The 12,671-nt window shown below is 66.2% G+C and carries 17 protein-coding genes, 1 pseudogene and 1 riboswitch; of the genes and pseudogenes, 10 read left to right on the forward strand and 8 right to left on the reverse strand.

Annotated elements, in window-relative coordinates:
• Positions 1–9: 9 nt before the first annotated feature.
• The 3 genes from tolQ to CFB41_RS03800 all read right to left on the reverse strand — a co-directional run bounded on the left by tolQ (position 10) and on the right by CFB41_RS03800 (position 2,151).
• The gene (tolQ, locus tag CFB41_RS03790) at positions 10–687 is read right to left on the reverse strand and encodes a protein TolQ (RefSeq protein WP_021157170.1); all 678 of its coding nucleotides are present in this window, start codon (positions 685–687) and stop codon (positions 10–12) included.
• Between the two features lie 129 nt (positions 688–816).
• Complete coding sequence (ybgC, locus tag CFB41_RS03795) at positions 817–1,302, reverse strand: tol-pal system-associated acyl-CoA thioesterase (RefSeq protein ID WP_089439317.1); 486 nt, start codon at positions 1,300–1,302, stop codon at positions 817–819.
• A gap of 102 nt (positions 1,303–1,404) precedes the next feature.
• Positions 1,405–2,151, reverse strand: coding sequence for an SDR family NAD(P)-dependent oxidoreductase (locus CFB41_RS03800; RefSeq protein WP_089455659.1), 747 nt, complete (start codon positions 2,149–2,151; stop codon positions 1,405–1,407).
• Positions 2,152–2,331: 180 nt separating this feature from the next.
• A riboswitch (ZMP/ZTP riboswitch) is annotated at positions 2,332–2,432 on the forward strand.
• A 137-nt stretch (positions 2,433–2,569) separates the two neighbouring features.
• Between CFB41_RS03800 and glyA the strand changes: the two genes are divergently transcribed.
• The 7 genes and pseudogenes from glyA (at position 2,570) to CFB41_RS38870 (ending at position 7,363) form a co-directional block, all read left to right on the forward strand.
• Positions 2,570–3,817, forward strand: coding sequence for a serine hydroxymethyltransferase (gene glyA, locus CFB41_RS03810; protein ID WP_089455660.1), 1,248 nt, complete (start codon positions 2,570–2,572; stop codon positions 3,815–3,817).
• A gap of 6 nt (positions 3,818–3,823) precedes the next feature.
• Positions 3,824–4,303 (forward strand): transcriptional regulator NrdR, encoded by a 480-nt coding sequence (gene nrdR / locus CFB41_RS03815; protein ID WP_050011738.1) that lies wholly within the window; start codon positions 3,824–3,826, stop codon positions 4,301–4,303.
• A 153-nt stretch (positions 4,304–4,456) separates the two neighbouring features.
• Positions 4,457–5,020 carry a GspH/FimT family pseudopilin gene (locus CFB41_RS03820; RefSeq protein WP_089455661.1) on the forward strand — a complete coding sequence of 188 codons (564 nt, stop codon included), beginning with the start codon at positions 4,457–4,459 and terminating at the stop codon, positions 5,018–5,020.
• A gap of 5 nt (positions 5,021–5,025) precedes the next feature.
• Positions 5,026–5,427, forward strand: a complete 402-nt coding sequence (locus CFB41_RS03825; protein ID WP_089455662.1) for a hypothetical protein — start codon at positions 5,026–5,028, stop codon at positions 5,425–5,427.
• The gene (locus tag CFB41_RS03830; RefSeq protein WP_089455663.1) at positions 5,417–6,256 is read left to right on the forward strand and encodes a PilW family protein; all 840 of its coding nucleotides are present in this window, start codon (positions 5,417–5,419) and stop codon (positions 6,254–6,256) included. Before CFB41_RS03825 ends, CFB41_RS03830 begins: the two co-directional genes overlap by 11 nt.
• Before the next feature lie 140 nt (positions 6,257–6,396).
• Positions 6,397–6,921 carry a hypothetical protein gene (locus CFB41_RS03835; protein ID WP_179249956.1) on the forward strand — a complete coding sequence of 175 codons (525 nt, stop codon included), beginning with the start codon at positions 6,397–6,399 and terminating at the stop codon, positions 6,919–6,921.
• Positions 6,918–7,363 (forward strand): annotated as a pseudogene (locus tag CFB41_RS38870) (type IV pilin protein). The gene CFB41_RS03835 and the pseudogene CFB41_RS38870 overlap by 4 nt, the downstream one beginning before the upstream one ends.
• 57 nt (positions 7,364–7,420) lie before the next feature.
• Here CFB41_RS38870 and CFB41_RS03845 read toward each other — a convergent pair.
• The 4 genes from CFB41_RS03845 to CFB41_RS37170 form a co-directional block, all read right to left on the reverse strand.
• Complete coding sequence (locus CFB41_RS03845) at positions 7,421–7,864, reverse strand: DUF3318 domain-containing protein (RefSeq protein ID WP_089455664.1); 444 nt, start codon at positions 7,862–7,864, stop codon at positions 7,421–7,423.
• Between the two features lie 43 nt (positions 7,865–7,907).
• On the reverse strand, positions 7,908–8,297 hold the full coding sequence (locus tag CFB41_RS03850) for a phage holin family protein (protein WP_089455665.1): 390 nt from the start codon (positions 8,295–8,297) through the stop codon (positions 7,908–7,910).
• A 123-nt stretch (positions 8,298–8,420) separates the two neighbouring features.
• A complete protein-coding gene (locus CFB41_RS03855) occupies positions 8,421–8,723 on the reverse strand; it encodes a YqjD family protein (protein ID WP_006494044.1) in 303 nt (100 codons plus the stop codon).
• Positions 8,724–8,742: 19 nt separating this feature from the next.
• A complete protein-coding gene (locus CFB41_RS37170) occupies positions 8,743–9,042 on the reverse strand; it encodes a hypothetical protein (RefSeq protein ID WP_143330793.1) in 300 nt (99 codons plus the stop codon).
• On the opposite strand from CFB41_RS37170, the gene CFB41_RS03860 reads away from it, so the two are divergent.
• Positions 9,041–9,679, forward strand: coding sequence for a peroxiredoxin (locus tag CFB41_RS03860; protein WP_069247250.1), 639 nt, complete (start codon positions 9,041–9,043; stop codon positions 9,677–9,679). The genes CFB41_RS37170 and CFB41_RS03860 overlap by 2 nt on opposite strands.
• 148 nt (positions 9,680–9,827) lie before the next feature.
• On the opposite strand, the gene CFB41_RS03865 is transcribed toward CFB41_RS03860, so the two are convergent.
• Positions 9,828–11,015 (reverse strand): acyl-CoA dehydrogenase, encoded by a 1,188-nt coding sequence (locus CFB41_RS03865; protein ID WP_046545018.1) that lies wholly within the window; start codon positions 11,013–11,015, stop codon positions 9,828–9,830.
• A 213-nt stretch (positions 11,016–11,228) separates the two neighbouring features.
• On the opposite strand from CFB41_RS03865, the gene CFB41_RS03870 reads away from it, so the two are divergent.
• Both CFB41_RS03870 and CFB41_RS03875 read left to right on the forward strand, forming a co-directional pair.
• A complete protein-coding gene (locus tag CFB41_RS03870) occupies positions 11,229–12,020 on the forward strand; it encodes an IclR family transcriptional regulator (protein ID WP_089455666.1) in 792 nt (263 codons plus the stop codon).
• A 131-nt stretch (positions 12,021–12,151) separates the two neighbouring features.
• The gene (locus CFB41_RS03875) at positions 12,152–12,562 is read left to right on the forward strand and encodes a GFA family protein (protein ID WP_089430670.1); all 411 of its coding nucleotides are present in this window, start codon (positions 12,152–12,154) and stop codon (positions 12,560–12,562) included.
• Positions 12,563–12,671: the final 109 nt, after the last annotated feature.

The following is a 12,671-nucleotide window of genomic DNA, read 5'->3' on the forward strand; positions in this document are numbered from 1 at the left end:
GCGCGCTCCTTACTGGGCCTGACGCTGCAGGATGTTCGAGAACTCTTCGATGAAGGTCTCGAAGCGGATCGCGAGGCGGTCGATGTCGTGCGCGTAGCGGTTGTACGCGACCACCGCCGGAATCGCGGCGAACAGGCCGATCGCGGTGGCGACGAGCGCCTCGGCGATGCCCGGTGCGACGTTGGCGAGCGTGGCCTGCTGCACGTTCGCGAGGCCGCGGAACGAGTTCATGATCCCCCAGACCGTGCCGAACAGACCGATGTACGGGCTGACCGAGCCGACCGAGGCGAGGAACGCGAGGTTCGCTTCGAGCACGTCCATTTCACGCTGGAACGACGCGCGCATCGCGCGGCGCGCACCGTCGAGCACGAGGCCCGGATCGCTGATGCGCTTTTCCTTCGCCTTCAGGAACTCGCGCATGCCCGATTCGAAGATCCGCTCGAGCGCGCCGATCGTGTGGCGGTTGTTGGCTGCGCTCTGGTACAGCGCCTGCAGGTCGCCGCCCGACCAGAAATCCTTCTCGAAGCGTTCGGTCTGCGCGCGTGCGCGGCGGATCGCAAACCACTTGCGGAAGATGAAGGTCCACGACATCAGCGACAGCAGCAGCAGCAGCCCCATCACGGCCTGGGCCAGCACGCTCGCATTGAGGACGAGGGAAATGATCGACAGGTCTTGAGAAGTGTTCATAGAGGTTTGAGTAACGTCCCTTCGGGGCGCCGGTATGCGTGCGGCGCGGCGCGCCGGCCATGCCAGGCGCCGAACCTTGCTTAGTATCGAATCAGAAAGGCAAGTTCATAGGCTTTGTCTAAACGGCGCTCATGCGAGCTTCGTTGACAGTGCAGTCTGCCCGTCGTCGATGACGGGCCCGCGCTGCAGCGCGTCGAGCACGGCCGGCGGGATGGCCGCGGGCCGGATGCCGGTACGGTCGACGCAGCCGAGACGGATGTGCCCGGCCACGAGCAGCGTGTCTCCGCACCAGGCTTCCTGCGCGAATTCCACCGACGCGCGGCCGATGCGTCCGGGCCGGCTCGTGATCGCCAGCGTGTCGTCGAGTCGCGCCGGGGCGCGGTAGTCGAGCGACGTGCTGCGGACGACGAAGATCGCGTCGGTATCGTCGGCGAGCTGGCGCTGGTCGATGCCGCATGCGCGCAGCCACTCGGTGCGGGCGCGTTCGAAGAACTTCAGGTAGTTGGCATAGAAGACGATGCCGCCTGCGTCGGTATCCTCGTAGTACACGCGCACCGGCCAGATGAAGCCGGAGGGCGCTTCCGGGGAGCGGGTAGGCTGGGTCATGGCGCGCATTCTACCGGAAGGCAAGGGCCTGATTCGTAACCGATTCGTAACGGAATGTAGTATGTCGTAGCACACCGCGGGCCGGCCCGGAAGGGCCGGGCCCGCGTGGCTTCAGCCGCGGTGGACGGTCGGGCCGCCGGGGGCTTGCGCGACCGGCATCAGCTCGATCGTGTTGACGTTGACATGCGCCGGGCGCGTCGCGATCCAGTAGATCGTGTCGGCGATGTCGTCGGGCATCAGCGGCTGGACATTGTTGTAGACGTTCGCCGCTTTCGCGTCGTCGCCGCGATAGCGGACGTTCGAGAATTCGGTGCCGCCGCACAGGCCGGGCTCGATGTCGGTGACGCGCAGCGGCGTGCCGAGCAGGTCGGCGCGCAGGTTCAGGCTGAATTGTCTGACGAAAGCCTTGGTCGCGCCGTAGACGTTGCCGCCCGCATAAGGGTACGAACCCGCGACCGAGCCGATATTGAAGATGTGGCCGCGGCCGCGGTCGATCATGCCGGGCAGCAGCGCGTGCGTAACCGTGACGAGGCCCGTGCAGTTCGTTTCGATCATCGTGTGCCATTCGTCGAGACTGGCCTTTTGGGCCGGCTCGACGCCGAGCGCGAGGCCGGCGTTGTTGACGAGCACGTCGAGCGCCGCGAATTCGGCGGGAAGGGCGGCTGGCACGGCCTCGACGGCCGCACGATCGCGTACGTCGAGCTCGAGCGGCAGAAGGGAATCGCCGAGTTCGGCGGCGAGCGCATCGAGACGATCCTTGCGGCGCGCGGTCGCGACGACGCGGTGGCCTCCCTTGACGAAGGCACGGGCGATGGCGGCGCCGAAGCCGGCGGACGCGCCTGTGACGAACACGATCATTGCTGCTCCTGGTGGATGACAAAATAGCGAGTGGTATCCCGCAAGCCTACTGAGATTGCCGCACCGCGGCAAGGCGGCACAGCGTTCCCGCACGGGCGCGTAGAGTCTGGCCCCAATTGCTTCCGGCGCACCGCCGTGCGGTTGCCTATTCATGACGCATCCAATACACTAACGCGCTCATCACCCCTGCGTGACTGGCGATAGAACCCTTCGGGTTCAAGGTGGAGCATCCCACCGTGAAGCGCGGGGCGCCGTTTTTGCCGTTCGCCTGGGCAGCCGTTGTGCGCCGTCGCGTGCATCGCCGGTGGCTGTCCTGCCTCGCGTCATACGGATTCCTCCGCCACGTCGAGCTGGTCCCGCCAGCAGCGCACCGTACTCGGCCGCTCCGGTCAACCTGTACACACTTAACGGAAACCGTATGTTTGACAGAGCCCAAAGCACCATTGCGAACGTCGATCCCGAAATCTTTGCCGCGATCGAACAGGAAAACCGCCGCCAAGAAGATCACATCGAGCTGATCGCGTCGGAAAACTACACGAGCCCGGCGGTGATGGCCGCACAGGGTTCGCAACTCACGAACAAGTACGCCGAAGGGTATCCGGGCAAGCGCTACTACGGCGGCTGCGAATACGTCGATGTGGTCGAGCAGCTGGCGATCGACCGCGTGAAGCAACTGTTCGGCGCGGAAGCCGCGAACGTGCAGCCGAACTCGGGCTCGCAGGCGAACCAGGGCGTGTTCTTCGCGATGCTCAAGCCGGGCGACACGATCATGGGCATGAGCCTCGCGCACGGCGGCCACCTGACGCACGGCTCGCCGGTGAACATGTCGGGCAAGTGGTTCAACGTGGTGAGCTACGGCCTGAACGAAAACGAAGACATCGACTACGAAGCGGCCGAGAAGCTCGCGCAGGAACACAAGCCGAAGCTGATCGTCGCGGGCGCGTCGGCGTTCTCGCTGAAGATCGATTTCGAACGCCTGGCGAAGATCGCGAAGTCGGTCGGTGCGTACCTGATGGTCGACATGGCCCACTACGCCGGCCTGATCGCAGCGGGCGTGTACCCGAACCCGGTGCCGCACGCGGACTTCGTGACGACGACGACGCACAAGAGCCTGCGCGGCCCGCGCGGCGGCGTGATCCTGATGAAGGCGGAATACGAGAAGCCGATCAACTCGGCGATCTTCCCGGGGATCCAGGGCGGCCCGCTGATGCACGTGATCGCGGGCAAGGCGGTGGCGTTCAAGGAAGCGCTGTCGCCGGAGTTCAAGGCGTACCAGGAGAGGGTGGTCGAGAACGCACGCGTGCTGGCCGAAACGCTGGTGAAGCGTGGCCTGCGGATCGTGTCGGGCCGTACGGAAAGCCACGTGATGCTGGTGGACCTGCGTGCGAAGAACATCACGGGCAAGGCAGCGGAAGCGGCACTGGGCGCGGCGCACATCACGGTGAACAAGAACGCGATCCCGAACGACCCGGAAAAGCCGTTCGTGACGAGCGGCGTGCGCCTGGGCTCGCCGGCGATGACGACGCGCGGCTTCGGTCCGGCGGAAGCGGAGCAGGTGGGCAACCTGATCGCGGACGTGCTGGACAATCCGGAAGATGCAGCGACGATCGAGCGCGTGCGCGCGCAGGTCGCCGAGCTGACCAAGCGTTTCCCGGTCTATCGCTGATCGACGATGCGCTGCCCGTTCTGCCGGCATGACGACACGCAGGTCGTGGATTCCCGCGTGTCCGAAGATGGCGCCGCGATCCGGCGGCGCCGTCGCTGCTCGGCTTGCGACAAGCGCTTCACGACGTACGAGCGGGTCGAGCTGTCGCTGCCGTTCGTCGTGAAGAAGGACGGCAGCCGCACGGAATTCGACCGTCGCAAGATCGTCGCCAGCATGCAACTCGCGCTGCGCAAGCGGCCGGTTGCTGCCGACGCGATCGACGCGGCGGTCGCCCGCATCGAATATCAATTGCTCGCGACAGGCGAGCGCGAAGTGCGTAGCGAGAAACTCGGCGAGCTCGTGATGAACGAGTTGCGCGGCCTCGATACGATCGCTTATGTCCGCTTCGCCTCGGTGTATCGCCAGTTCGAGGACGTTTCCGAATTTGCCGACGTGATCGAAGAGTTCCGTCGCGCCTCTCCCGCCAAGACTCCGCGTAAGCGCTGACGCGCTGCGTCCGTTCATCGTCTTCTCCGTTGGATCAGTTCGCGCCGATTGTGTCGGTCGCGATCGCATGCCGCCAGTCGGCCATTCGGCAAATGGTGCGTGTTCGCACGTGTCGCTACAGTCGTCGCATCACCTTGGCGAAGGACGACTGCGATGGGACTGCACGCTCAACCCCTGAAAAATGTAGTGCGACGCGCGGGCGGATTCACGCTCGTCGAACTGATGGTCGCCATCTCGCTGGCGGCCGGGCTCGCGCTTTATGCTGCGCCCGCGTTCGACCAGTGGCGCATGCGCGAACGCGTGGATGCACGCTCGCGCGCGTTGCTCGGTGCGCTGTCGTTTGCGCGTACCGAGGCGACGCGTCTCGGTGTGCGCGTCACGCTGTGTCGGGCCGGTAGCGGTAGCACCTGTCTGCGTGCGGGGGAACGGTGCGATCCGGTTGAATGGTCGTGTGACTGGATCGTCAGCGGGCAGGTCGACGGGCAGTCACGCGTGCTGCGGCGCTATCCGCACGATGCCGCGGTGGCCGTCGCGGGCGCCGCACACGATCTCGCATTCGCACCACCGGTCGGTCAGGCAATCGGTGGTATCCGGCGCTTCGAATTGCGTCCGCGACGCGACGTGCCGGGGGCGGACGACGCGCATGCGTCGCGTTGCGTGCGAATCGCGGCAGTCGGCCGGGCGCGAATGGTCGCCGGCCGCTGCGACGCGGCGTGAGCGTCATGCGCAACGCCTTGCGCGGCACGTTGCTGATCGAAGCGATGCTGGCCATCGCGCTGCTCGCGACCGTGATGCTGGCGGTAGCGGGCAGCCAGCTTGCGATGGCGCGTGCACGGCGCGCGACGATCTGGCGTGAACGCGCGCTGTGGCTGGCCGATGCGCGTATCGAGCGTTTGCACGTCGCTGCGGAGGCCGACGATGGCCTTGCGGCGCGGGCCGCGGTGTCGCTGCCCGGCGGCACGATGGCGCGTGGTGACGGGCCGGATGGCGTCCGCTACACGGTGGTCGGCTGGCGCGGCGGCCATGCGGCCACCGGGCCGCGATGCGAAGCGGCGGGAAGCTCGGCGCAGCCGCCGTCGTGCGTCCGGATTCCGTATCGGGAGACTGACGCCGATGAACGCTGATCGCCGCATGCGTGCGCATACGTTGCTTGAAGTGTTGATTGCGATGACCGTCGGTCTGCTCGTGCTTGCGGCGGCCGGTGCGCTGTACCACGCGCAGCGTGTCGCACTGCGGCGAGCGGATGACGGGTTCCGGATGCGCGATGCGGCCGGCACCGCACTGATGCTGATCGGCCAGCAGATCCAGATGGCCGGATTTCGGCCGCTCGATATGGATGGGGAGGGCGTGGCCTCGTTGCCACCGGTGTTCGGCTGTTCGATGGCGCGCGTGCGGGGAGGGGGCGCGCAGTTAAGGTGCGAGTCGGTACGCGGTGCGTCGGACGCGTTGCTGATCCGCTACGTCGGCGATGCCGTGTCGACGTGGCTCACCGTCAGCGGCCAGGTATCGGATTGCCTCGGGCAGGGTGTCGGCGTGTCCGGCGAACGTGCGCTGGTGGAGAACCGCTTCGATGTGCACACCAGTCCGTCGACGGGCGAGCCCGAACTGTATTGCGAAGGAAGCGGCCGTCCGGGCACGCCGCAGCCGGTCGTGTCGGGAATCGATCAGTTGCAGGTGCGTTATCTTCGCCGCGGCGGCACGCAGTTCGTCGAGGCTGGTGCATTGCGCGGCGACGACTGGCGCGATGTCGTGGCCGTGCATGTCTGCGTGCGGGCGCGCGGCGAACCGGCGGGCGAGCCGGTGCGGCACGTCGACTGCGACGGCCGCACCGTCGTCGCGCAAGACGGCCGCGCGCGTTTGACGCTCGATCGCATCGTCGCGTTGCGCAATGCCGCACGCACCTTCGACGATATGTCGCGTGGTGGCACGGACGAACTCGAGGTGCCGCGATGAACGGAGCGGGGCAGTATGCACGGGAGAGGTCGCGGTGCGTCGCGGCACGCCACCTGCATGAGCGAATCGAAACACGCCGTGACGGTCCGCGGCAGGCTGCAGGTGCGAAAGTCCAAACAGCGAGCCAGCAAGCGCCGCACATGCGCTTGCGGTCAGCCAGCCGCGATTGGCGTCGCGACGCGGGCCTCGCATTGCCTGCCGTGATCGCGGTTGGCGCAGCGGTGGCGGCGCTGACCGGCACGTGGTTCGAAGCCGCACTGACGGAATCGCGCCGCACGCGCGCATTATCCGATCGGCTGGTTGCATTCCACGCAGCCGATGCCGCGCTGGCAGCGTGCACTGCGCGATTGCGCCGGGGCGCGGCGGCGTACGTGAGCGAAGGCGACTCGCGCGCGGAGCCCGACGCGTGGCGGCGCATGCCGACGCTGGCGGTCGCCGAAGCGTTCGCGCCGTTCGCCGGATGGCCGATGGCCGTTCAACTGCCACGATGCCTGATCGAAGCGTGGCGCGGGGCGGGGCCGGTCGGCGGTCGCGCTTACGTCGTCACCGCGCGTGGCGTCGGTACGCATGCATCGAGCGCAGTCTGGCTGCAGCATCAGGTCGCGATCCGTGATGGACACATCATCACCCTGCACTGGCGTCGCGTCGCGACGGTGCATCGATGAACGGCCGCACGTTCGTGTACCGCTCGGCGGGATTCACGCTGATCGAACTGATGATCGTGCTTGCGATCGTCGCGGTGCTGGCCGGATGGGGGATCCCGTCGTATCGCGAACATGTCGTGCGCGTTCATCGCGCGTCGGCGGTCGCCGCGTTGTACCGGGCGGCCCAATATCTCGAAACACTGGACGGTGTGCCACCTGCGGCATTGCCGATGGCACTCACACAGGCGCCGCCAGACGGGCGCGCGGTCTATCGACTGGCGCTCAGGGGTTGGACCGCGACGATTCGCCGGTGAGTTATGACCTCAAGGCCATCCCACTCGACGCGGGCCCGATGCACGACGATGCGTGCGGTGCATTCACGCTGCGTTCGGACGGGACGAAAGGCAATGTACGCAGTGATGGCGCCGACGGACAGGTCGCCGCGTGCTGGGGTGTGCGTTGAACGCGGAGGAAAGGCGCGCCACGGCGCTTGGCCGTGCGCGCAGGAGGGCGACGATGGTCAGTCGTCGTGCGTGTCGAGACCACGCTCGTCGCGGGACTGCTTCCAGATCCGGTAGACCTCCCATGCAGCGAAACCGAGGGTACCCCACTTCAGCGCGGGGCCCGCGCTCGCGCGCAGCAGCGAGCGAACGGGTTTGGCGAGCACGAGCGACGCGAGCGAGCTCAGCATCGGATACTGGTTGACGAGCTGGCCGAGGCTCGCGTTCAGGTTCTTGGCGGACTGGCTGAACTTGTTGCTGGACATGCCGGGGATGAACACCTTGAGCCAGCTGAAGCGCGTGACCGCATGGCGCATTTCGCCGGCGGCTTCCGCGAGTTCGAGCCGCTCGACTTCGGATCGCAGGATCAGCAGTTCCTTGCGGAGCGCGCGATGCTGCGACGCGCTCCAGTTCGATCGCGACGAATGGGAGCGGGGTGAATTGCCCGTGATGTTCTGGCTCATGGCGCGTCGGCGAAGTAGGTGGGAGGGGTGAGCGCGACTGCGTTCACGGCTTGCCGCGGAACAGTTCGCGGTCTTTCTCGAGTTCGGCGAGCGTCGCCTCGAATACGGTCGGCGCATCGCGCAGGCCCGAGCGGGCCTTCAGTGCGCAGGCGATCCCGCCTACGGCATACAGCGCGGTGATCGCCGCGAGCGACTGCCAGCGGTAGGTATCCCAGAACGCGATCGCGATGAGCACGGTCAGGCTGATGAGTGCCATCGTCGCAAGCATCATCGCGGCGAGCCCGAGGAACAGCACGCCCATCAGGCGCTCCTTCTCCTCGGCAAGCTCGATGCCCACCAGTTCGAGGCGCGTTTGCAGAAGGCCGATCGCGGAGCCGACGAGGCGGCGCAGCGGTCCTTGGCCGGACGGCGGCGAGGGGGTGTCTGTCGTCATGGGTAAGGTGCGTGCGCGTGCAGTGTGCAGCTAGGACAAAGCCGGCCGGCGGAAACCGCCGGCTGGCTTCGACGCCCGCAGGCCGCGTGACGCGGCCAACGGGACGAAACGGCGCAGAGCGCGTTACTTGCGGTTGATCAGCAGGCCGATCAGCACGCCCACGCCGGCGGCGACGCCGATCGACGTCCACGGATGCTCGTGCACGTAATCGTCGGTCGCGCGTGCGGCCTTCTTGCCTTTCTCGACCACCACGACCTGGACGTCGGCTGCCTTTTCCTTGGCCTGCTTGAGGCGCGACATGGCTTTCTCGCGCAGCTCGGCCGCACGGTCGCCCGTGCTGCTCGCAGCTTGCTTGAGCAGGTCTTCGGCGTCCGAGAGAACGGTTTTGATATCCGACATCAGTTTCTCCTTGTTGATTTCCGACATTGCAACTCCCTTCGTGCTGTCATGCTGCAGGTTCACATCGTAGCGAAACGCCTGCCTGCTGGCGAGCCGGGAACACACACAACGGCAGTGCAAGACCGCATGGTAAACGACTTGTAATCATGAACAGAGCGGCAAACGGGGTGAAAAGTTTCCCAGCGGCCGCCTGTCCGGCACCGGCATCAGGCAAAAATGACAAAAAAGTATGAATATCAAACGGAATAATCGTTCGCACGCCCCATTGCTTCCCGTAAGCTGACAGACTTTCCCGCGCCGATCCGGGCGCGGTTTCAACCAGCATCGTTCGAGGAGGGAACATCATGAGTCTGCGTCTTGGCGACATCGCACCGGATTTCGAGCAGGAATCGAGCCTGGGCCCGATCAAGTTTCACGAATGGCTCGGCAACAGCTGGGGCGTCCTGTTCTCCCATCCGGCCGACTACACGCCGGTGTGCACGACCGAACTCGGGCTGACCTCGAAGCTGAAGGGCGAATTCGAGAAACGCAATGTAAAAGTGATCGCGCTGTCGGTCGACGGTGTCGAGTCGCACAAGGGCTGGATCAACGACATCAACGACACGCAGTCGACGGTCGTCGGCTTCCCGATCATCGCCGATGCGGACCGCAAGGTTTCGCAGCTGTACGACATGATCCACCCGAACGCGAACGAAACGCTGACGGTGCGTTCGCTGTTCGTGATCGACCCGAACAAGAAGGTGCGGCTCACCATCACGTACCCGGCCAGCACGGGGCGCAACTTCGACGAAGTGCTGCGCGTGATCGACTCGCTGCAGCTGACCGACAACTACAAGGTCGCGACGCCCGGCAACTGGAAGGATGGCGACGACGTCGTGATCGTTCCGTCGCTGCAGGATCCGGAAGAGCTGAAGAAGCGCTTCCCGAAGGGCTTCAACGCGGTGCGTCCGTATCTGCGCCTCACGCCCCAGCCGAACAAGTAAGCATCGGCTGCAGAGGAACGCGATACCGGGCCGGCGGCCCGGTGCGCGGATCCGATGAAAAACGGCCCGCCCGGCATGATTGCCGGGCGGGCCGTGTCTTTTGCGCGAGCGCGGCGCGGCGCGGTTGCCGCGCGCCGCATCCGGACGATCAGAAGAATGCCTGGATGCCCGTCTGCGCGCGGCCGAGGATCAGTGCGTGGATGTCGTGCGTGCCTTCGTAGGTGTTGACCACTTCGAGGTTCACGAGGTGGCGCGCGACGCCGAATTCGTCGGAGATACCGTTGCCGCCGAGCATGTCGCGCGCGAGCCGTGCGATGTCGAGCGCCTTGCCGCACGAGTTGCGCTTCATGATCGACGTGATCTCGACGGCCGCCGTGCCTTCGTCCTTCATCCGGCCGAGGCGCAGCACGCCTTGCAGGCCGAGGGTGATTTCGGTCTGCATGTCGGCGAGCTTCTTCTGGATCAGCTGGTTCGCGGCGAGCGGCCGGCCGAACTGCTGGCGGTCGAGCACGTACTGGCGGGCGGTGTGCCAGCAGGACTCGGCGGCGCCGAGCGCGCCCCATGCGATCCCGTAGCGCGCCGAGTTCAGGCACGTGAACGGGCCGCGCAGGCCGCTCACGTTCGGCATCAGGTTCTCTTCCGGCACGAACACCTCGTCGAGGACGATCTCGCCGGTGATCGACGCGCGCAGCCCGACCTTGCCGTGGATCGCGGGCGCCGACAGGCCTTTCCAGCCTTTCTCGAGGATGAAGCCGCGGATCGCGTCCTTGCCGTTCTCTTCGAGCTTCGCCCACACGACGAACACGTCGGCGATCGGCGAGTTCGTGATCCACATCTTCGCGCCGGACAGCGAGTAGCCGCCGGGCACTTTCTTCGCGCGGGTGACCATGCTGCCCGGATCGGACCCGTGGTTCGGCTCGGTCAGCCCGAAGCAGCCGATCCATTCGCCGGTGGCGAGTTTCGGCAGGTATTTCTGCTTCTGCGCGTCGGAGCCGAATTCGTGGATCGGGACCATCACGAGCGACGACTGCACGGACATCATCGACCGGTAGCCTGAATCGACGCGCTCGACTTCGCGGGCGATCAGGCCGTAGCTCACGTAGTTGAGGCCGGGGCCGCCGTATTCCTCGGGAATCGTCGGGCCGAGCAGGCCGACTTCGCCCATTTCGCGGAAGATTTCGGCGTCGGTGCGTTCGTGGCGGAACGCTTCGGTGACGCGCGGTGCGAGCTTGTCCTGCGCGTACGCTTGCGCGGCATCACGCACCATCCGCTCTTCTTCGGTCAGTTGCTGGTCGAGCAGCAGCGGATCGTCCCAATGAAAAGTTGCAGCACTCATCGTCTCATCTCCTGTCGACCCGAGTTAGCGCTTTAGCGCTTACTCGGGTCCCATGCTTCGCGGTCGACCCGAGTTAGCACTCCAGCGCTTCCCCGGGTCCCACGCTTTACGGTCGGTCCCTGATTCAGCCGGGTTTATTGCCTGAGAGTTTGCTTGACGGAAGTTCCGCTGTGCGGAACAATGTTTTGCAAATCGACCCCAGTGTAGCACCAGATGACACTTTCAACCATCGACGAAACCACGATCGACGAACGCAAGTTCGTCGTCGCGCTTGCGCGCGGGCTCGACTTGCTGCGTGCATTCCGGCCCGGGGAGACGATGCTCGGCAACCGCGACTTCGCGGAGCGCACCGGGCTGCCGAAGGCGACGGTGAACCGGCTCGCCTACACGCTGACCGTACTCGGCTACCTGCGTTACGACGAGACGCTCGGAAAGTATGCGCTCGACGCCGGCGTGCTGTCGCTCGGCTACGCGCTGCTGTCGGGCTCGGGCACGATCGACCTCGCACGGCCGCACATGCAGGCGCTCGCGCGCGACATCGGCGCGGCCGTGTCGCTCGGCTGCCGCGATGGGCTCGACATGATCTATCTGGAGACGATCCGCAGCGAGACCGCACTGACGCTCGGGCTTGCGCCCGGTTCGCGGCTGTCGATGCTGACGAGCTCGATGGGGCGCGCGTACCTGGCCGTGCAGCCGGAAGACGTGCGCCGCGCGCTTTATGTGGAGCTGCATCGTGCGGCCGGCGGCGCGGCCGACGCCGATGCGCTCGTCGCTGCCGCGCAGCAGGCGGTGGCCGAGTTCTCGGCGGGGGGCTGCTGCTATTCGTTCCGGGCGTGGCACATGGACGTCAACGCGGCGGCCGTGCCGTTTCGCGAGCCGCGCGAAGGGCGCTGGCTGATCCTGAGCTGCAGCGGCCCCGCATCGTCGATGGACGAGGACGTGTTCCGTACGCAGGTCGGGCCGAAGCTGAAGGCGCTCGCGCAGCGACTTGGGCAGACGGCCTGAGCGAGGGGCGCAAGCCACAGGGAGGGGCGCTGGTACGGTCGGCAGCGTACGAGCACGACACCGCCGCCGGTTGTGCCACGAACGAACCGCGCGCATGATCGTTCGCCAGCTCACCGACGAAGAGGCTTGCCATGTCTCACGCAGAATCGATGGAAGGCGGATGCGCGTGTGGCGCGATCCGGTACCGGATCACCCATGTCCCGGCCGACGCCGGTTTTTGCCACTGCCGGCTCTGTCAGCGCACGACCGGCGCGGCGGTCGTCGCGTCGGCATCGGTGCCGATCGACGCGTTCGAATACCTGCAAGGCGAGCCGACGGTGTATGCGTCGAGCGCGTGGGGCGAGCGGCGCTTCTGCGGCCGTTGCGGCGCGCAGCTCGAATACCGGCTCAGTGATGCACCCAGGACGGTCGAGATCAATTACGCGACGCTCGACGAGCCGTCGCGGCTGCGTCCGGCCTGGCATGTCTGGTATGGGGATCGCTTTCCGGGCATCGAGATCGACGACGATCTGCCCAAGTACGATGACGGTGGAAGGGCGTAAGCGGTAGGTCAGCGCCGACATCGGTTTTGCCGGAAACGAAGCGCGCGTTCCCGCGAAGCCGGTCTTTCCACGAGGCCGGCAACCGCCCGCCGGATCTCGGACGACGGGG

The sequence above is a fragment of the Burkholderia sp. AU33803 genome, from assembly GCF_002223095.1.
Lineage (GTDB): Bacteria > Pseudomonadota > Gammaproteobacteria > Burkholderiales > Burkholderiaceae > Burkholderia.

Excerpts from the sequence above, each read along its gene's own strand:
- CFB41_RS03830 (WP_089455663.1), top strand. The coding sequence starts at position 5,417 with ATGAACGCTGATCGCCGCATGCGTGCGCATACGTTGCTTGAAGTGTTG.
- CFB41_RS03845 (WP_089455664.1), bottom strand. The coding sequence starts at position 7,864 with ATGAGCCAGAACATCACGGGCAATTCACCCCGCTCCCATTCGTCGCGA.
- CFB41_RS37170 (WP_143330793.1), bottom strand. The coding sequence starts at position 9,042 with ATGATGTTCCCTCCTCGAACGATGCTGGTTGAAACCGCGCCCGGATCG.
- CFB41_RS03855 (WP_006494044.1), bottom strand. The coding sequence starts at position 8,723 with ATGTCGGAAATCAACAAGGAGAAACTGATGTCGGATATCAAAACCGTT.
- glyA (WP_089455660.1), top strand. The coding sequence starts at position 2,570 with ATGTTTGACAGAGCCCAAAGCACCATTGCGAACGTCGATCCCGAAATC.
- CFB41_RS03860 (WP_069247250.1), top strand. The coding sequence starts at position 9,041 with ATGAGTCTGCGTCTTGGCGACATCGCACCGGATTTCGAGCAGGAATCG.
- CFB41_RS03825 (WP_089455662.1), top strand. The coding sequence starts at position 5,026 with ATGCGCAACGCCTTGCGCGGCACGTTGCTGATCGAAGCGATGCTGGCC.
- ybgC (WP_089439317.1), bottom strand. The coding sequence starts at position 1,302 with ATGCGCGCCATGACCCAGCCTACCCGCTCCCCGGAAGCGCCCTCCGGC.
- tolQ (WP_021157170.1), bottom strand. The coding sequence starts at position 687 with ATGAACACTTCTCAAGACCTGTCGATCATTTCCCTCGTCCTCAATGCG.
- CFB41_RS03820 (WP_089455661.1), top strand. The coding sequence starts at position 4,457 with ATGGGACTGCACGCTCAACCCCTGAAAAATGTAGTGCGACGCGCGGGC.
- CFB41_RS03875 (WP_089430670.1), top strand. The coding sequence starts at position 12,152 with ATGTCTCACGCAGAATCGATGGAAGGCGGATGCGCGTGTGGCGCGATC.
- nrdR (WP_050011738.1), top strand. The coding sequence starts at position 3,824 with ATGCGCTGCCCGTTCTGCCGGCATGACGACACGCAGGTCGTGGATTCC.
- CFB41_RS03865 (WP_046545018.1), bottom strand. The coding sequence starts at position 11,015 with ATGAGTGCTGCAACTTTTCATTGGGACGATCCGCTGCTGCTCGACCAG.
- CFB41_RS03800 (WP_089455659.1), bottom strand. The coding sequence starts at position 2,151 with ATGATCGTGTTCGTCACAGGCGCGTCCGCCGGCTTCGGCGCCGCCATC.
- CFB41_RS03835 (WP_179249956.1), top strand. The coding sequence starts at position 6,397 with ATGCGCTTGCGGTCAGCCAGCCGCGATTGGCGTCGCGACGCGGGCCTC.
- CFB41_RS03870 (WP_089455666.1), top strand. The coding sequence starts at position 11,229 with ATGACACTTTCAACCATCGACGAAACCACGATCGACGAACGCAAGTTC.
- CFB41_RS03850 (WP_089455665.1), bottom strand. The coding sequence starts at position 8,297 with ATGACGACAGACACCCCCTCGCCGCCGTCCGGCCAAGGACCGCTGCGC.